Below are 17758 nucleotides of genomic sequence, written 5' to 3'. Positions count from 1 at the left end.
CGTGGATAAAAAATATTTTGGGTTTAAAAATCAAAAAAACAACAATCCGTTATTTTGCCCATTTTACATAAATGTTGTGTTTACAAAGGGTTATGCAATTCACTTAATTTTGCAAATAACGCTCTGTTTGGTCATTTGAACTTTAAAATGGCTTTCAATTGGGCTGATCAGGATTTGATCCTTACTTTTCGGTTTTGGCTTGATAGGCCTGAATACCTTGCTTAAGTCGCTGGAGACCATCTGCCAGCATACTAGCTGGGCAAGCAATATTGATTCTGAGGAATTGATTGCCATTCCCGCCGTAAACGGTACCGGCTGATACATACAACCCGGTTTCCTGACGAATATAGGCTTCCAGATCATCCGAGTTATGAGTGATCTCACCGCAGTCGACCCAGACCAGGTAAGTGGCGTTGGACGAAACGACGTGAATTTGCGGCAGGTTTTGCTTACAAAAATCAGTCAACGTGGCCCGATTTTGGCTGATGTGGGTCTTTAGTTCTGATAACCACTGGTCGCCTTTCGTGTATGCTGCGATGGTGCCCGGAATGGCTAGGAGATTAGGCTCCCCCAGCTCATCGGTGTTAATACCGCGATTGACAATCTGGCGCAAGTTGTCGTTTGGCACGATGACCGTTGCGGCATGTAACGCCGCCACATTGAACGTTTTGCTTGGTGAAACGCAGACGATGGTTTGCTGAATAAGGTCCTCGGGAAGCGAAAAGATTGGCGTGTATTGCGGATCGCCAACGACTAAATCACCGTGAATCTCGTCACTTAACAGGGTCACGTGATGCTTGATGCATAGCTTGCTAATTCGAATGAGGTCATCGCGGGACCATACTTTTCCCACGGGATTGTGGGGGTTACAAAGAATCATCATCGTGCTTAGCGGTTCAGCTAATTTTGCCTCAAGATCCTCCCAATCAACGCTGTATTGATGAGTGTGCGCATCGTAGACTAAATCGCTTGAGAGGACGTGGCGGCCGTTATTGACGATTGAATTGTAAAAAATATTATAGACCGGGGCTGAGACGACGACGTTATCGCCCACGTGACTGACCCGCCGAACCGCTGAGGAAATCGCGGGCACGACGCCGGTACAAAAAAGCATCCAGGCTGTCTTGGGACGGGCATGGTGTTGACGCTGGTACCAATCGGCAACCGCGTTAAACAAGTTCTCATGAGGTTCTTCATAACCAAAGACGCCGAAGGCAACCTTCTTTTGCATGGCCGCAATAATCTCTGGAGCAGTCTTAAAGTCCATGTCGGCCACCCACATTGGTAATTCATTGTCCTTAACGTCCCATTTAACAGAATCCGTATTGCGACGGGGAATAATTGAATTAAAATCAGCCATTATGCAGACTCCCTTTTCGTGATTTTGGTATCGGTTGTGATAGTGGTTTGACTAGGATCAATCTTTGATGGGTCCATGATTAAGTCACCAATTGATTTCGCGTGAATTTTGCCGCTGGTTGGATTCTTGACGCTGACAATGTTGGAAGTGATATCCGCGTCGATATTAGAACAGTATTCAAACGCGAGGTCGGTTTCCAGTAGTTTGCAGTTGCGCATCGTGAGGTGGTCGATGTAACACAACCCCTGATCGCTCTCAATCGTGCAGTTAACAAGGGTTAAGTTTTTCGTGTTCCAAGCCAGGTATTCCCCATTAATCACCGAATCGTAAACGGCCACGTTTTCGCAATTCCAAAAGGCGTCCTTTGAGACCAATGTTGAGTGATGAACCTCGACGTTTTTGGCACCATCAAAACAATAGTTTCCAATGAGATCTAAATGATCCGCGTAAATGTTTTCGCTGTTCATCCCAAAATACTTGCCGTTTGCCTGAACATGTTCCAAGCGAACGTGCTGGCAGGTCCATAGGGTTTCGCCAGCGTTAGATAGGTGGACATTCACCAATTTAATATGACTGCTACGGCGAAATGTCTTGCTAGCCTGAATGGAACAGTCATTCATCGTAATGTCATCGGTGTACCAAATGCCGGCATGGGCAACCGTTTCAAGAATCGTTCGGCCAACCGTTACATGTTTGCTGTACCATAACGGGTACTTCCATTTAAAGATGGAATCCTTCATGGTGATGTTACTGCTGTGCTTGAGCGGTGACTCGCCCTCACCAAAGGTCGTATTGACGATATTGGCGTCATGTTCGCCAAATAGTGCGCGTTCACCCTCAAAAAATTGATCCTGGTATTCTTTCATCTTACTGGTTCCTTTCTAATGACCAACTGATTTAAAGCCGGTTGATTGGTCGTACATATATTTATGGTAACGCTGATTACGGGTTGCGACTATCAATGGTTGAAATTAACTGAAAATTTTCAGTTCATGAATATTCAGGCCGGAAATTGAGCTCAAATAAGCGGATTGGTAAAATTAAAGTTCCGGTTTTATCGATTAATCTGGATATTTAGGTTCAAATGAGATATTATAAGAATTAAACACGAACGAAACAAATAGTAAATACATAATTATTCGTATCAGGAGGATGAATGGCATGCATTGGATAGCCGATCTACTCGCCGCAATCGGCGTGGTTTTGAACGGGATTCCCCAGGGGATTATGGCGATGGGATTAGGGTTTGCGGTTTTCCCCACCACCTTTTCCTTTGTGTTAGCGTCGGCGGTCAACGGCGCTTTCGGCTCAGTTGCCCCGATTTCATTTCAAGCGGAGTCACTGGCCCTTACTGGAAACTTAGGTGAAACGACTCGGGAACGGACGTCGATTATTTTTGGCGGGTCGATCATCATGGCCATCATCGGCGTCAGCGGGACCCTGACTAAGATTGTCGCGGTCCTTGGAAATTCCATTATGGCTGGGATGATGGCTGGCGTTGGCATCATGTTGGCTAAGATTGCGGTCAATATGGCGCGAAAAGAGCGAACTGCCGGAATTTCATCGGTTGCCATTGCGATTATTACTTACTTACTGACAAAGGATCTGGTCTGGACGATCGCCTTATCAGTCATTGGTTCCAGTTTAATTGCGGTTTTTGCGACCCACTACGAGGCTGAATTACCAGCGCACGTGGTTGAACGCCGATTTCATTTTTTAAAGCCAATTTTCAATGTGCGGGTTGTTCGTGGCGCATTGAGCTTAGCCTGTCTGAACATCGGTGCCAACATTTCTTACGGGCTGATTACCGGCCAAATGACCGGAATTAAACCCAACCCGGTGAACCTGAATCTGTTGACCGGTACCCAGGCGTTTGCTGATATGGGTACTAGTTTGCTGGGCGGGGCACCGGTCGAAACCATCATTTCCGCGACTGCCAGCGCGCCAGAACCGGTCATTGCCGGAATCATGATGATGCTGATCATGGCGGTCATTCTGTTTGCCGGATGGCTGCCGAAGATCGGCAAGTATGTGCCGTCTGCATCAATTGCCGGTTTTCTATTAATTTTAGGCGCCGTGGTGATTTTTCCGGAAAACGCGGCCACGGCAATGCAGGGATCTAATAGTGTGATTGCGGCTTTGACGTTAGTTGTGACCGCGATCGTTGATCCGTTTGCCGGCCTGTTAACCGGCGCTGCTTTGAAATTCATTCTGCCGCTTGTCGGCTTGGGGGTCTAACCATGAAACAAACATACGAACTCAAAATTGGTCCATTAACACGCACGTTACCAATTATTCCGATTAACGACACGACGGCGATTGCCTCGTTTGTCCTGCTGGGTGATTCGCAACTCGCTCATCAGGCGGCCGAGCAGCTTTCCACCAAAATCACCGTCGACTTTGATTACATTGTGACCCTTGAAAGTAAGGGGATCCCGTTGGCTGAAGAAATGAGCCGGGTTACCAACCATCCGACGTTCGTGGTTCTCCGCAAGAGCGTCAAGGCCTATATGACCGATCCTCTGGAAGTGGCCGTTAATTCTATCACAACCACGGATGAACAAAAGCTTGTGCTGGATGGTCACGATGCCCAACAACTTGCCGGTAAGCGGGTTATTTTGGTAGATGATGTTATCTCTACCGGCGGGTCTTTGGAAGCAGCTGAGCGGCTTTTAAAGAAGGCCCACGCAAAAACGGTTGCTAAGTGCGCAATTTTAGCGGAAGGTGACGCGGCAAAGCGAACGGATATTATTTACCTGGAAAAATTACCGTTGTTTTCAACTAAACCGATTAAGTGATCGGTTGTCATTATCATTCAATAATCTAAAAAAGCCTGCTGAAATCAATCAGCAGACTTTGAGCATTGTTAAATTAATGGGTTCCCAACAGTTACCCGAGTGGTGACATTGGCAGAAGCGAGACTAGTGCTGCTCTTGCTGTAGGGCAAGTCGTTTCACAGAAAGCGAGTCCCGAATACACAGAACAAGCGAAATTGTTACCAAAACGATTGCCGGACTAGCAGCGGGCTGAACGTCGAGCTTGAGAAGCACCACCATCGCCATTATATAAATGACCGTGATAATCCAGCCCAACCCAGAGATAATGTGGCTTCCCGGTTTTTCTTCGGGATGCCGGCTGAAGTACGGCCGTTGAACGAATAAGTAGTAAGGCAGCCAAAGAACCGCCAGAACAGCCAGCGAGATGGCGAGTTGATCCCACCCCGGGGGGCTGGCACCCTTGAATAACCAATAGATGACCCCGAACACAATAAGCGGCATGTTATTAATGAGGCTGTAACGCCATTCAATTTTCATTTTGAGATAAAACTTCTTTCTGAATCCCCGATTAACATAGTTATCGAAAGGATAACACCGTTGTGGTGGCGGATGCAAATGCCATTGGGTTTTCGAAAGATTGGGGGGAGAGTGGCTTGGAAAGCACTGATGGGTCTCTAAAAAGTCTTGACTTTTTGAATTGAGTCGGCTTAAATTAAATTGTAGTCAAATTTAATCTATTTTTGTGGTCTGGGGTGCTTTTAGTTAAGCTGAGAAAAACCCATGGAACCTGATGCAGTTAGTACTGCCGAAGGGAGAACCATTCCAGCAACTCTTTACTTTGGGGAAATGTCTGAAAGTCCACTACGCTGTGTTAACAGAAGGTGGGCTTTTTTTGATGCTTAATTTTTGCGCTGGAGGGCCTAAATAGGGAGGAATTGGCCGCGAAAATGTGGTAAATTGGAAGTTATTAAATTATTTTTAATAAACGGAGGAAATTATGAGAAAACAAATGCATCTCGGCGCACTCCTATTCAGTTCTGGCCATCATGGGGCTGCTTGGCGGCGACCTCATTCAACCATCGATCAAGTTGGCCAAATCGAATACTTTGAAAAATTAGCTCAATTAGCCGAACGCGGAAAGTTTGATACAATCTTCTTTGCGGACGGTCAATCAATCATGGGTGGCTACTATGGCGGGGTTTCCTACTTCCTGGAACCAATTACTGCGGTCACGGCGATGGCAACCAAGACCAGCCATATTGGGTTGGTCCCAACGGTTTCATCTACGCTTTACGATCCATACAATATGGCGCGGCTCATTACCAGTCTGGATCATATTAGCCACGGCCGCGCAGGCGTTAACGTGATTACCTCGATGTTTGACGAGGAGGCCCAAAATCACGGTATGGACGAGTTGCCAAGCCATGCGGAACGATATCTGCGGGCTGACGAATTTATTCACACGATGATTGAACTCTGGGATTCATTTCCGGCTGAGTCAATTATTAATGATGCTGAGCATGACCGGTGGCTTGATCGGTCAAAAATTCATGAAATTAATCATCATGGTGAATTTTTCAACGTTCGGGGGCCTTTAAATATTCCATCTGGTCCCCAGGGAAGACCGGTTTTGTTTCAAGCAGGTCAATCGGCTCAGGGCAAGAACCTCGGGGCAAAGTACGCTGAGGCAATCTACTCAGTGGCTTGGGACATGCAGGAGGCCCAGAATTACTACCAGGACTTAAAGACTAAGGCGGCCAGATACCGGCGGCCAACCGATGTGCCTGCCATTTTGCCGGGACTGGTTCCCTATGTTGGCAGCACGCATGAGGAAGCGGTTCGCAAACAGGCTGCTTTGGATGAATTGTTACCATTGGAAGATTCGGTTGCCCAATTGGGTGATTTCCTGGGTCAGGACGTTAAGCAATGGGACTTAGATGCGCCGGTACCGGAATTACCCGATGTTCGGGAATTTTCTGGGCCAAAGGGACGTTATGAGGTCATCAAACGGATCGTTGATACGGAACATCCAACGGCAAGGCAGCTGTTCCAGCGACTAGCTGCGGGCGGTGGTCATGCAACCGTTGTCGGGGCTCCGGAAGAGGTGGCCGACATGATGCAGAAGTGGTTTGAAAATGGGGCTGCCGATGGGTTTAACATCATGGCGCCAACCTATCCGGAGTCACTGGAAGATATGGTTGACCACGTGGTACCAATTTTGCAGAAGCGGGGATTGTTCAGAAAAGAATACTCCGGAACAACGCTGCGGGACAACTTGGGACTGACAATACCAAATAAGTGATTTCCTTGGAATAATCTTGATTAACGAAAAATGTTCACCACTTAATTGTGATGGGCATTTTTTATGTGAGTGAATCAAGGTATAATTAACCAGTAGGGTATTAAACCATGAAGAAAATGGTGATCATTTGGCTGGTATTAGGAGGATAACGCGTTGAAGAAAATTGGATGGATGGTTGTTGCACTGGGGTTGGCGTGGGTGATGGCCAACGGCTCGGTACAAGCAGCTGACAAATCGCAATCACAAGTGAAAACAGGTGCACAAACAAGTTCACAATCGAGCACGAACGTTGTTTCCAATCAGAATTATGTTTGGACAAAATTTTTGAACCGCAAAGAGGCAGTGGCTTATTACGCGCTGTCAGGCAGTTCCGCATATATGTGGAACGCGACTCATACCAAACCGTTACATAAATTGAAGAATTATCCTAAAACGACATGGTATGTTAAAAACAGCGTTGTAATCAAGCACGGTAATCGCAGCAACGTTTATTACGAACTCTATTCACCATATAGTGCCGTTACGGGCTATGTGTGGCGAGGAGCGCTAACCAAGGGTCTGAATCCCGATTATAAAGGGACCGCGCTTAAGGCAGTGATGCCTTACACGTTGGCAAATAAGCTGGATTTCTTCCGGGATAATTTGAAGACCCTTGCAAACTTGCCGCAATCCCAGTTTGCAAACCTGGTTACCGAACAGGTCACGGGTTACATGCAGGGGAAGGGAACCTATGATCCCAAACTTTCAACAATGGCGAAATTGCTGGCAACTCAGGATATCAGCAACAAAGATGCCGCAACAAAGGCCGGAATTGCCAGTCCAACTGCACTGAGCTTTACCGTTAAGGATGTCGATACCAAAACCATGGGCGGTTACTATGCGTACTGGTTAAAACATAAGGATACCAATGCATTACGGTACTATGCGGTAACCGTTTATTTGCAAGTGAAACGGGTTGCCCAGCAGTCCGGCCAGCAGCACTTTGGGATGTACATTGTTCCGGATCGGTCTGGTACTACCTGGAAGCCGAAGCTAACCATTGTGGCATACTAACGTTTCTTCCCGCAATAATTCTGGATCAATCGCTTGAATGGCCGTGGCCGCGGTCTTTCAAATCGTTAAAACTAAATAGTTGCAATTCAAAAGATCAGGTCTATTATAAAAGTAATTTTTACTTTAAACATTAAAAGTAAAAAATACTTTTATAGAAGGCGATCGTTTTGATAACAAATCATGCACCATCAAACGGAACAATTCTCCAAAAAGCGGTTCGGTGGACGTTTAGTCCCAAACAAATCTTTAACGATGTTTTCCGAATGAGTCGGTCACGAAGTTTGTATTTGCTAATGTTAATTGCCATTCAGTTTGGCTCGTTCTTTCTCTTCTTTTCCCACGGGCGGTTCTCATTGCAGCCGGACACCACGTTAATTGGGTTTATTGGCCTATTTGCCGGGGTGACCGGAATCGTCAGTGTTGTCGTCTGTGCCGATGGCCGCATCACGCAGTACTTCTGGGCAATTTTAAATAATGCCAGTTACATCTACGTTTCGTTCGCCAATCACTTGTACGGTGAGGTTTATCTGAACCTATACTTCTTCATTCTTGAATTTGTCGGGATCTACGAGTGGACGGCGCGCAATGTGGCAACCAACGATGAGTCTGATGTTGTCCAGGTCAAGGAACTGTCGCGATGGGGATGGGTTGGCCTCACCATTCTCGTGCTCCTCGGCTGGCTGGCACTTGGCTGGTTTTTGACCCGAGTACCTTTACTATCAAGCACCCTGGATCCCCATCCCTGGTTGGATGCGCTAAGCGTGGTCGTTCAAGTTTTCGCTCAGCTTCTAATGGTGTTGCGTTACGGCGCGAGTCAGTGGCTGTTGTGGATTTTGGGTAACGTTGCCGAAGTGACGCTTTGGACGATTAACTTCAATCCAATTATCATTGCCCTGTGGTTCGCATATCTGATTAACTCAGTTTACGGGTACTATATGTGGACTTCCAAGTTGCAAAAGGAGTCACCCGCTACGGCTGGAAGTTAAGGTAACGGTCAAGCAGTTAATGAATGCTATTATCGAAAAACAGGGATTCTCACCCGACCAAATAGTCGGCGAGAATCCCTGTTTTTGTTGTCATGTTTTTTTAGAAGAATTGTCTCATGATATCTTTCAATGGTGGCAACTCCGGAATCTTGTGGTGCTTGCCAACGTATTGGAGCCCAAATGACAGGTATCCGGCTGCTTCACTATTGACGATTTTACCTGGAAGCGGAGCGTTATCGGCAACGTAGGTGTTAATGAGAACTGGACGGTCAGTGATCTTATAAGCCCGGTCCAGCGCAGATCGAAATTCGGCATTACTTTTAGCGGTAATCCCAACACCACCGCAAGCGTCGGCGAACTTTGCGTAATCAACATCTTTTAAGTCGATTTGATAATTCAGCTGGCCGGCTTCTTGTTGCTCGTATTCGATAAAGGCGAGCTTCTGGTTATTCAGCACGATGCAGATCAGTGGCATCTTGTATTTAACGGCGGTAACGAAATCTTCCATAACCATTGCAAACGCGCCATCACCATTGATCGCGATGGTTGGTCGATTAGGGTAAGCTGCTTGAGCGGCAATTGCCCCGGGCAATGCGCACCCCATCGTTCCCAAGTTTGCGGAAATGAGAAACTTTTGGTTTTGCTCGATTGGCAGGAACCGCGCGCTCCAAGACGTTGCCGTTCCAACATCAATTGAAAAGACGGTATTTTTAGGGGCGGTTTGGTGAACGTAGTCAAACAAACTTTCTGGCGCTACTGGCTCGCTGTCCAGCGACCGCTTGCCATGCATCCACTTATTCCAGTTGGCCATGTCTTCTTGACAGGCCTTAAGGAATTGGCCGTCACTTGGGCGCAGGCCGCTTGCCAAAATCTGGGAAATGGTCTTGCCGCTGTCAGCATTGATGGCGACATCCGCTGGATAACGGCGGTTTAAATTCAGTGGGTTCATTTCAATCTGAACACACTTTGCCTTACCCGGTTTTGGCAAAAAGTTAACGTACGGATAATTCGTTCCGATCAGAATAAGCATATCCGCTTCCCGCATGGCCTCATAAGCGGGCTTGGTTCCCAACTTGCCAACGTTACCCAGTGAATTTGGATGGTCGTCGGGAATGGTGCCCTTGGCCGGTAATGTTTGAACAAACGGAATGTGATAGGTTTCAACAAATTTCTGAACAGTTGTTGAGGCATCTCGCGCGCCCCGGCCAATTAAGGCAATTGGCTTTTTAGCCGCGTTAAGAAGCTTAACGGCTTCGGTAACCTGGTCATCAGGAGCAGTTGGCTTCGGTAACTGGAAGGACTTGGCAGAGGAGTGATAAGCGGATTTGATGCTGCCCTCTGGAATATCGTCGGGAATTGTCAAAACGGCAACGCCATGGTGGGCATAAGCCTCACGAATGGCTTCATCAACAATCTTGGGAATCTGCTTAACCGACTTAATTTCACGGTTGTAAACGGCCACGTCGTCAAATAATTTGGGCGTATTAACTTCTTGAAAGTAGTCGGTATTTAACAGGTTGGATTTAACCTGACCAAGTAACGCTAAGACCGGCGCGTGGTCCATCTTGGCATCGTACAACCCATTTAGCATGTGAATGGCGCCAGGGCCACCGATTGAAAGGCAAACGCCTAACTTTCCAGTCAGCTTGGCTTCGGATGCCGCGGCCAGCGCCCCAACTTCCTCGTGACGGACCTGAATAAACTTGATATTAGCCTATTTCTTTCGTAATCCATCCACGGTGGTATCAATTGAGTCGCCAGGCAATCCATAAACATGGCTGACGCCCCAGTCTTCCAACACTTGAACTAACTCATCTGCTCCAGTTTGACTCATAAATTGATCACTCCCGGTATTAGATTCTAAACTTATTTTCATTCTAGTTAATCTAATGCCTTTATACAAATAATGTGATTGTGCACAACTAAACAATTAGCCCAATTTTCTTAAGTTAAATCGCCATCATTAACGCAAATACCAGTGGAATGGTCACCAAACTGAGAATGGTTGACAGGCTCATTAGGGCCACCGCTGGGCTGGTATCTCCGTAAGCTTGCAGCGTAAATAGAACCACTAACCCGGCAGCGGGGCAGGCCGCCATTAGGACGGTGGTATAGAGAGCGACACCGGAAACGGTTAGTAATTGAAGGACAATAATGGCGAGAATCGGAAACAAAATGTTCCGGAAAAATAGTGCCAGCCACAGGTGCCAATCCAGTAATTGGCGGCTGATATGGATATTTGCCAGGCTATTGCCAATCACAATCATCGATAATGGCGTGTTGATTGAGCTGACATAATGGACAATTTGGTTAACCGGACCGGGAAGTTGATACGATAGGAGAAAGATAATGAGGCCGACAAAAATGGCAATGATGTTTGGATTCACCATAATTTCCTGGAAATTCTGCCAATGGTCGGTTTCGTGGCTGGACGTTTTGAAAAGTGACACCCCGTGCGTCCAGCTGAAAATGTTAAATCCAGCTAGTGAAGCGACCGCGAAGAAGACCCCGGTGTTGCCAAATAGGGCGCTGGTCAGTGGCACCCCCATGAAACCGGCGTTTGAATAAATACTGCCGTACTTGGTGATTCGGCGCAGGTTAATGTTACTGATTTTGCTGAAGGAAACTTGGGCAACGATTATTTCAATGATATAGAAGATAAAGATTCCCCCGCAAACCAGCAATAACTGTTTCATTCGATCCGCAGAATAGGTTTGTTCGAAGGCGCCGATGATCAAGCAGGGTGAAACAATGTAAAGCAGGATATTTGTGAGGTCGTTAGACGTCTGGGGATGCATGAAACCGAGTTTATTGATGAGTACCCCAATCAGCATTAGAACGAACATTAAAACGATTTGATTGGTAAGCTGGCCAAGTTGCACGTAATCACTCCTATTAAGTCATTGGTTTTCTGAAAACAATTAGTTTTATTATAGCGCGTTTTCATTTAAGAATATGGTTGCTTTGGAATGGACACAAGGGTTTATCGTGGTTTCAGTCAGTTGAAAGGAGCTAAAGTGATGAATAGATCCGTCAAAAGTCGTGGCAAATCTTTTTTGTTATTGTCAGCGGCTTTTTGATGATCGGATTTTCATCGAATGGCAAATGAAATGAGTAAAATGATGAAATTTATTAAGAGATTCTAACAATCCTTGTGATTTGGTTAGCTTTAGTAGTAATTCAATGATTCTTTGTTACTATTAGGGTCGATTTAAATATTGCAAATATATTTCAAACAAATTTCATTTTGGGGGGATTCGCGGATGATACATAAGTTTTGGTTACTTCTAATGCCGTTAATCGTGTTATTGATGGGGTGCAGTATGGCCGCTAAACCGGTGGCAAAGAAAGCGTCGACGGTCAACCGGGGCTTTAATGGCGTCACAATTGACGTTTCCCGGCACCACTATCAAGTTTCAACACTGGTCAAGTTCATTCGATTAGTGAGTGACCACCATGGCAACTTTATTCAGCTGCACCTAAGCGATGACAAAGATTTTGCGATTGAAAACAAGGCGGCGGGGCAAACTACCCGGAGGGCCACTAAAACGGCCGGCGTTTGGCGGAACAAGAAATCTCATCAAGCCTTTTACAGCCGGGGGCAGATTGCTTATTTACTGAAAGATGCCAAGCAGCACCACATCACACTGATTCCCGAGATTGACACGCCGGCCCACGTCACCGGGTTGGTAAAAACACTGAGGGCGTCAGGTCAGGCCAAACTCGCTAAGCAGTTGAGCTGGCAATCTAAAAGTTACGGGGATGAGCTTCATTTGAACGCTGCCAGCATCGCGTTTGTAAAGCGGATGGACCGTGAAATTGCAAGCGAGTTTGCGGATCAGCAAATTAAACGATTTCACTTGGGCGGCGATGAGTTTACTGACAAACTCACAAAGAATACCGCCTACATCAATTACCTGAATGCCACCAGCGAAAACGTTGAAAAGCTTGGATTTACGCCGGAGGCTTGGAACGATGGGTTTTTAACCAACAGTTTAAAGGACATCAATCATGATATTCAGGTTACCTACTGGAATTGGACCGCTGATCAGTCTGGTGAACTTGGCAAGGAACGGAAAAAGGCGTGGGCTTCGATGCCCCGGCTGATTCACAACGGCTTCAAGGTATTTAACTACAACGATTACTATCTGTATTTCAACGTGTCAAAGGCCAATCTCAAGCCAAAGAGCGTTGCCTATATGAGCAAGGACATGAAACAATACTGGACGCCGATGCTTTGGCATACTGACCACCAAACGAAATTAAAGACCCGCCACGGCATTGTTGGCAGTAGCGCGTCAATCTGGTCGGATGCTGCGGGGAGGATATCTGATCAGCAAATTTATCAGGCTAGTACGACGTTTATCGAAGACTTTTTGAAGTTGGCGCGCAAGGCTTAATCCGTTGTTCATGACATTCTAGGGGGGATAACAATGAATACCATTAGCACGTTCGTGATTTTGTATCCGGTGATCGTTTCGATTGTTTGGATTGTGGGTTCAATCTTCTATTCGATTCAAATGCGAACAGTACCGTTACGAAATCTCCATGCCGGTCAACCGGATGATTTGGTTTCCGTTTTGATTCCGGGACATAACGAGCAGGACACGTTGGCGAGCGTTGTCGAATCAGTAAGTCACATAACCTATTCCAACATTGAATTGGTTTTAATTAACGACGGCAGCCAGGACGACACCTTGAGGGTGATGCATGAACTGGCAAATCAATATCAGTCCCAGTTTCCGGTTAAAGTTGTCAATATTGAAGTAAATCGTGGAAAGGCCAACGCCCTGAACGTTGGCGCTCAGGAGGCAGCCGGGACCTTTCTTCTCTGTCTGGACGCGGACTGTTACGTTGACGCGAACGTCATTCAGCCCATGTTGGCGCAGTTTTACAATAATGCCAAGGTGGGCGCGGTCGCTGGCAAACCCATCGTTCGTAATCGGACCAGCATTCTGGGCCGTTTGGAGCTGCTGGAGTACGTTGGGGTGATTGATATTATTAAGCGCGGCCAAGCATTTGTGACGGGCCATATCACCACCGTTTCGGGGGTTGTAGTCGCGTATCGAAAAGCAGCACTTGAAGATGCCGGCTGGTGGAACATTGACGCCATTACGGAAGATATCGACATTACCTGGCGCCTTTACCATCACGGCTGGCAAGTAATTTACTGTCCGCGGGCGGTTGCTTGGATCCTGGTTCCCGAACGAATTCGCGATCTGATCAATCAGCGGCGGCGCTGGGCTCGGGGTGGCTTCGAAGTTCTGTTTCGCAATCGGGAGATGCTGGTAACCGGCCGGCTGAGTGAGCAATGGTTATTGCTGGATATGGTTTTGAGTGATCTTTGGGCCATTAGCTGCTCGTTCGTGACGCTGTTCTACCTGTTCACGGTTGCCTTTACCGGTGACTTGATTATGGATGGCGTGATTTTGTTTCTGTTGCTGTTTATCAGTCTTGTTCAGTTTCTGATTGGTTACGCGGATTCACGAAAGTCGGATTTCATTAGTTGGCAAGACCTGCTACTCTTACCGTTATACGTCATCTTTTACTGGTTCATCAATCTGGTTAGCTGCTTGACGTCATTGGGGTCGTTCTTTCTGGATCCCCGGCATGTTGGCAGTTGGCGCAGTCCGGATCGGGGGCTTTAATGATGAAGAAAGCTTCAGAATGTTCCCGACTAATCATTCGCAAGCGGGCGCCAATTTTGACGATGCTTAGAAGGGCCATTATTTTGATTGCGCTGTGGCTGATTACCGGTTACGTGATTTACATTAACGTTTGCTTCTTATTGAATGCGTATTCCGATACCTTGGTTGCTGATTATTTGCTTTTAAATTTGTCACTTCGGGCCTATCAGATTTTTGCCCTGTTAGTCGTTGTAATCGCAACGTTAATGATTATCTTTGGCTGGTTACGAATTCATCATTTGAAACGGAGGGCAAATCAAGATGACTAAGACGCAGCGTAAATGGATTCTTGTGACGGTAATTACCGTTTTCTTGGCGTTTCTTGCCGTCAGTGTTCACCATAATATTAAGTATCAACTTGGAAATAAACCAGATTTTGAAATTTCGCACCATGATCAGTACGTCAAAAATGGGATAATGGTATTTTGCTATCACCGTATCTTAGCGCCAAATGACATGGTGAAGTTCGATGAACGGGTCTCACCCAACAGTCAGTTTCACGATTTCAACGTCAACCTTCCTGCATTTAAATCCCAAATGAATTATCTGCAAACCCATCACATTAAGGTGATTTCGATGCCCCAAATGATTAAGATGGTTGAAAAGCGCAAACCAATTCACGGCCGTTACGTAACCATTACGTTCGATGATATTGATCGCACCATGATCGATAATGCTTTACCGGTCCTGCTTAAACATCACTACCCGTTCACTGATTCAATCATTACCGGGAACACGGGCTGGTATAAACAGGGAACCAAACTGGCAACCTGGCCGGCAATTTTGAAGATGAAGAAGCGTGCCGGTAAACTAGCAACCTTTGCGGTGCATACCAATCGGATGCATTACCTGGTAGACAATGGCACGCCGGTGTTTAACCTTCCCGGAAATTATATGCGGTTTAAGCGGGATTACGCCACGAGTCAGGATGTTTTGAAAGAAAAAATTGGCTACAAATCACCGATTTTTACGTATCCATACGGAAGCGGCACACCGATGGTCGAAAAGTTTCTGGCTTCCCGCCCCGGCCTCAAAGTGATTTTAACCTTGAATGACGGCATTGTGACGGACCACAGCGATTTAAAGGAAACGCCAAGGGTGATTATTAACCATAATAGCTGGCCAAGTGTCACCAAGTGGATTCGGCAGTGACCCATCACCGGAGTTCAAGAAGTAAATAATGCGGTATTGAAGATAAGCCCCTCACTCGAATGTCCTGATCAGGATGTTGGAATGAAGGGCTTATTTAAGGGTTGTTCGAAACCGTTGGACTCATTTTTAAGAGGAAATTACTTGGAAAGATTAGCGATTAAAAGTTGCGCAACTTTTCGGGCTGAAAAGGGATTTTGACCGGTGATTAACTGACCATCTTGGATGGCAAATTCCCGATAGGCCCGTTTCTTCTTAAAATGAGCACCATGTTTTTGCGCAACTTGTTTGTTAAGAAACGGAACGACGCGTTTTTTTCCGGCGATCACTTCCTCCATGGTTGTAAAACCAGTGATTGATTTGCCGGCAATGAGGTAGTTGCCCTGGTCATCCTTAAGATTCAGTAACCCGGCAACGCCGTGGCAAACCGATGTCACAAAACCATTATTTTGGTAAATGGCTAATGAAATTGATTGCAGCTCACGATTATTTGGGAAATCCCACATAACACCGTGGCCGCCGGTGAAGTAAATGGCTGCATAATCAGCAGGATTCACTTGATCGGGCCGTAACGAGTGGGTGAGGGCCCGTTGCTGAAAGTCGGGGGTCTCATAAAAGGCCATGATTGATTTGTCGGTGTACTTCATGCTGCGGGGATCCAGTGGCACAAAGCCGCCTTTTGGGCTCACGTAGTCAAATGGGATGTTTGCCCGCTGCAGTTCTTCAGCAAATTCAGTTGCTTCTCCTAACCATAAACCGGTGGCGTCATCTGTTCCTTGATAGCGGGTGACATTTGTGAGAACAATCAGGACTTTTTTAGTTGTCATTCGGGATCCTCCGTTGATTGAATAATCGTGCTTACATGGTCTAATAGCGCCTTGAGTTGACCAATTTCCTTAATGTGGTGAGACAGAAAGTAGAAGTTCTTGGTCCCTTCGCTGCGTGATTCAATAAGATGGGCCTGTTTTAAAATTTTTAGATGGTGCGAAACTGCCGGGCGCGAAAGGGCGGTGGCATCCGTTAACTCGGTTACTCGAAGACCGTTACACTGAGGATTTTCCAGTAGCGCGATGATAATTGCCTGTCTTTTTTCATCACCAAGGGCAATGAGAAAATCACTGAGGGCCGCAAATTCGTTTTTTAAAGCTGATAGGTTTTCCATAGATAAACATCCTTTGGTTTATTTATTTAAACTATTAAACCATGAACCCTTTTTGATGTCAACTAAAGTGGCGGACACTGAAATCCTTGACGAATTGAAAAAGGGCCAGTAGAATCTAGTTTGAATTCGTTTAAATATTTAAACGAAAGAACCGATTGAAATTGAAAGTGAGCGCTTATCATGGAAAAAACAATGCGGGCAGCCGTTATTCAGAAGTATCGGCAACGGAATTTAACGTTAACCACTGTCCCGGTCCCGAAAATTCAAGAAACTGACGTATTAGTAAAAATTGTTGCCGCCAGTCTTAACCCGATTGATTTGAAAACCCGAGATGGCAAGTTGCGCTTCCTTCTCCACTACAAAATGCCACTCATTTTAGGCAGTGACTTTGCCGGGATTGTTGAACAAATCGGCAGCCGCGTGACAAACGTTCACGTTGGGGATGCCGTATATGGGCGGGTTCAGAAAAATCGCATTGGCACCTTTGCCGAATACATTGCCGTTGATCAGAATGATATCGCGCCAAAGCCGGGAAATTTAACCTTTGAACAGGCAGCCGCGGTTCCCCTTGTAGGACTCACGAGTTACCAAGCGTTAAGTGACTTGATGCGGATTAAAGCGGGGGATAACGTATTTATTCAAGCTGGATCTGGCGGCATTGGAACGATGGCGATTCAGATTGCCAAGCAAATGGGCGCCTTTGTGGCGACGACAACTAGCGCGAAAAACGCCGAGCTGGTCACTCAGCTTGGCGCGGATCAAGTCATTGATTACCACACTACTGATTTTGATCGGGTCCTTCGAAATTATGACGCCGCGTTCGATACGATGGGGGGAGATCTGTTACAGAAAACCTTTAAAATCGTCAAACCTGGTGGAAAGATTGTTTCGTTGTCCGGCCTTCCCGATGGCCATTTTGCTAAAAGCTATGGGCTTCCATGGTGGAAACAAGCGATGCTTTGGCTTGCCAACGGATCAATTCGCAAACTGGAAAGGGAAACCAAGGTTGCATACCGGTTTTTATTTATGAAGCCAAGTGGGGCCCAATTGCGAATCATCAATCACTTAATCGAAGCCAAAAAAGTCACGCCGATGATTGATCGGGTGGTCCCGTTTTCTCAAATTCAATCCGCAGTCGATTATTTAGAAACCGGCCGCGCCCAGGGAAAGGTGATCGTGCGGATCGCTGACCATTAATTAAAATAACCAAATAAAAAGCCGTTTCAACCTGCCGAAGATCTGAAGTGAACCCTGAAGTGAACCCCCATAGTTGGATGAAAAA

General features: G+C 46.4%; 16 protein-coding genes, 1 pseudogene and 1 riboswitch. Of the genes and pseudogenes, 10 read left to right on the top strand and 7 right to left on the bottom strand.

Annotated features, from left to right (window positions below):
• Positions 1-181 precede the first annotated feature (181 nt).
• Both FD47_RS00705 and FD47_RS00700 read right to left on the bottom strand, forming a co-directional pair.
• The gene (locus tag FD47_RS00705) at positions 182-1360 is read right to left on the bottom strand and encodes a MalY/PatB family protein (protein WP_054732192.1); all 1179 of its coding nucleotides are present in this window, start codon (positions 1358-1360) and stop codon (positions 182-184) included.
• Entirely contained in the window at positions 1360-2226 is an 867-nt protein-coding gene (locus FD47_RS00700) for a DUF3737 family protein (RefSeq protein ID WP_054732190.1), read from the bottom strand. The genes FD47_RS00705 and FD47_RS00700 overlap by 1 nt, the downstream gene beginning before the upstream one ends.
• Positions 2227-2521: 295 nt before the next feature.
• On the opposite strand from FD47_RS00700, the gene FD47_RS00695 reads away from it, so the two are divergent.
• Both FD47_RS00695 and FD47_RS00690 read left to right on the top strand, forming a co-directional pair.
• Positions 2522-3598, top strand: coding sequence for a hypothetical protein (locus FD47_RS00695; protein WP_056979916.1), 1077 nt, complete (start codon positions 2522-2524; stop codon positions 3596-3598).
• A gap of 2 nt (positions 3599-3600) precedes the next feature.
• On the top strand, positions 3601-4158 hold the full coding sequence (locus FD47_RS00690; protein WP_054732188.1) for a phosphoribosyltransferase family protein: 558 nt from the start codon (positions 3601-3603) through the stop codon (positions 4156-4158).
• Between the two features lie 123 nt (positions 4159-4281).
• On the opposite strand, the gene FD47_RS00685 is transcribed toward FD47_RS00690, so the two are convergent.
• Positions 4282-4674 carry a hypothetical protein gene (locus FD47_RS00685; protein WP_054732185.1) on the bottom strand — a complete coding sequence of 131 codons (393 nt, stop codon included), beginning with the start codon at positions 4672-4674 and terminating at the stop codon, positions 4282-4284.
• A gap of 201 nt (positions 4675-4875) precedes the next feature.
• Positions 4876-4969: riboswitch (TPP riboswitch) on the top strand.
• Positions 4970-5134: 165 nt separating this feature from the next.
• On the opposite strand from FD47_RS00685, the gene FD47_RS00680 reads away from it, so the two are divergent.
• The 3 genes from FD47_RS00680 (at position 5135) to pnuC (ending at position 8478) form a co-directional block, all read left to right on the top strand.
• Positions 5135-6439, top strand: coding sequence for an LLM class flavin-dependent oxidoreductase (locus FD47_RS00680; protein ID WP_054732184.1), 1305 nt, complete (start codon positions 5135-5137; stop codon positions 6437-6439).
• Between the two features lie 153 nt (positions 6440-6592).
• Entirely contained in the window at positions 6593-7492 is a 900-nt protein-coding gene (locus tag FD47_RS00675) for a hypothetical protein (RefSeq protein ID WP_225352672.1), read from the top strand.
• Between the two features lie 167 nt (positions 7493-7659).
• Positions 7660-8478 carry a nicotinamide riboside transporter PnuC gene (pnuC, locus tag FD47_RS00670; protein ID WP_225425005.1) on the top strand — a complete coding sequence of 273 codons (819 nt, stop codon included), beginning with the start codon at positions 7660-7662 and terminating at the stop codon, positions 8476-8478.
• A gap of 100 nt (positions 8479-8578) precedes the next feature.
• On the opposite strand, the pseudogene FD47_RS00665 reads toward pnuC, so the two are convergent.
• Both FD47_RS00665 and FD47_RS00660 read right to left on the bottom strand, forming a co-directional pair.
• Positions 8579-10312 (bottom strand): annotated as a pseudogene (locus tag FD47_RS00665) (pyruvate oxidase).
• A gap of 115 nt (positions 10313-10427) precedes the next feature.
• Positions 10428-11360, bottom strand: coding sequence for an AEC family transporter (locus FD47_RS00660; protein ID WP_054732178.1), 933 nt, complete (start codon positions 11358-11360; stop codon positions 10428-10430).
• A 381-nt stretch (positions 11361-11741) separates the two neighbouring features.
• Between FD47_RS00660 and FD47_RS00655 the strand changes: the two genes are divergently transcribed.
• From FD47_RS00655 to FD47_RS00640, 4 genes are read left to right on the top strand one after another with little or no spacing between them, the layout of a single operon-like run.
• Positions 11742-12878, top strand: a complete 1137-nt coding sequence (locus FD47_RS00655) for a family 20 glycosylhydrolase (protein WP_225352671.1) — start codon at positions 11742-11744, stop codon at positions 12876-12878.
• Between the two features lie 33 nt (positions 12879-12911).
• On the top strand, positions 12912-14126 hold the full coding sequence (locus tag FD47_RS00650; RefSeq protein WP_056979915.1) for a glycosyltransferase family 2 protein: 1215 nt from the start codon (positions 12912-12914) through the stop codon (positions 14124-14126).
• Positions 14126-14434 (top strand): hypothetical protein, encoded by a 309-nt coding sequence (locus tag FD47_RS00645; RefSeq protein ID WP_054732176.1) that lies wholly within the window; start codon positions 14126-14128, stop codon positions 14432-14434. Before FD47_RS00650 ends, FD47_RS00645 begins: the two co-directional genes overlap by 1 nt.
• A complete protein-coding gene (locus FD47_RS00640; RefSeq protein WP_054732174.1) occupies positions 14427-15317 on the top strand; it encodes a polysaccharide deacetylase family protein in 891 nt (296 codons plus the stop codon). Before FD47_RS00645 ends, FD47_RS00640 begins: the two co-directional genes overlap by 8 nt.
• Positions 15318-15454: 137 nt before the next feature.
• Here the strand turns inward: FD47_RS00640 and FD47_RS00635 are convergent, their stop codons facing one another.
• Positions 15455-16141, bottom strand: coding sequence for a type 1 glutamine amidotransferase domain-containing protein (locus FD47_RS00635; protein WP_054732172.1), 687 nt, complete (start codon positions 16139-16141; stop codon positions 15455-15457).
• On the bottom strand, positions 16138-16476 hold the full coding sequence (locus FD47_RS00630; protein ID WP_054732170.1) for an ArsR/SmtB family transcription factor: 339 nt from the start codon (positions 16474-16476) through the stop codon (positions 16138-16140). Before FD47_RS00630 ends, FD47_RS00635 begins: the two co-directional genes overlap by 4 nt.
• A 192-nt stretch (positions 16477-16668) precedes the next feature.
• Between FD47_RS00630 and FD47_RS00625 the strand changes: the two genes are divergently transcribed.
• Positions 16669-17673, top strand: coding sequence for an NADP-dependent oxidoreductase (locus FD47_RS00625; protein ID WP_171034982.1), 1005 nt, complete (start codon positions 16669-16671; stop codon positions 17671-17673).
• The last annotated feature ends 85 nt before the right edge of the window (positions 17674-17758 follow it).

Source organism: Lentilactobacillus parafarraginis DSM 18390 = JCM 14109 (assembly GCF_001435895.1).
Classification (GTDB): domain Bacteria; phylum Bacillota; class Bacilli; order Lactobacillales; family Lactobacillaceae; genus Lentilactobacillus; species Lentilactobacillus parafarraginis.
This window is presented reverse-complemented; position numbering and strand designations above follow the sequence as displayed.

What these genes read in the sequence shown, in the direction of transcription:
- FD47_RS00685 (WP_054732185.1), bottom strand. Translation starts at nt 4,674, where the DNA reads ATGAAAATTGAATGGCGTTACAGCCTCATTAATAACATGCCGCTTATT.
- FD47_RS00705 (WP_054732192.1), bottom strand. Translation starts at nt 1,360, where the DNA reads ATGGCTGATTTTAATTCAATTATTCCCCGTCGCAATACGGATTCTGTT.
- FD47_RS00645 (WP_054732176.1), top strand. Translation starts at nt 14,126, where the DNA reads ATGATGAAGAAAGCTTCAGAATGTTCCCGACTAATCATTCGCAAGCGG.
- FD47_RS00630 (WP_054732170.1), bottom strand. Translation starts at nt 16,476, where the DNA reads ATGGAAAACCTATCAGCTTTAAAAAACGAATTTGCGGCCCTCAGTGAT.
- FD47_RS00690 (WP_054732188.1), top strand. Translation starts at nt 3,601, where the DNA reads ATGAAACAAACATACGAACTCAAAATTGGTCCATTAACACGCACGTTA.
- FD47_RS00680 (WP_054732184.1), top strand. Translation starts at nt 5,135, where the DNA reads ATGAGAAAACAAATGCATCTCGGCGCACTCCTATTCAGTTCTGGCCAT.
- FD47_RS00655 (WP_225352671.1), top strand. Translation starts at nt 11,742, where the DNA reads ATGATACATAAGTTTTGGTTACTTCTAATGCCGTTAATCGTGTTATTG.
- FD47_RS00625 (WP_171034982.1), top strand. Translation starts at nt 16,669, where the DNA reads ATGCGGGCAGCCGTTATTCAGAAGTATCGGCAACGGAATTTAACGTTA.
- FD47_RS00635 (WP_054732172.1), bottom strand. Translation starts at nt 16,141, where the DNA reads ATGACAACTAAAAAAGTCCTGATTGTTCTCACAAATGTCACCCGCTAT.
- FD47_RS00650 (WP_056979915.1), top strand. Translation starts at nt 12,912, where the DNA reads ATGAATACCATTAGCACGTTCGTGATTTTGTATCCGGTGATCGTTTCG.
- FD47_RS00640 (WP_054732174.1), top strand. Translation starts at nt 14,427, where the DNA reads ATGACTAAGACGCAGCGTAAATGGATTCTTGTGACGGTAATTACCGTT.
- FD47_RS00695 (WP_056979916.1), top strand. Translation starts at nt 2,522, where the DNA reads ATGCATTGGATAGCCGATCTACTCGCCGCAATCGGCGTGGTTTTGAAC.
- FD47_RS00700 (WP_054732190.1), bottom strand. Translation starts at nt 2,226, where the DNA reads ATGAAAGAATACCAGGATCAATTTTTTGAGGGTGAACGCGCACTATTT.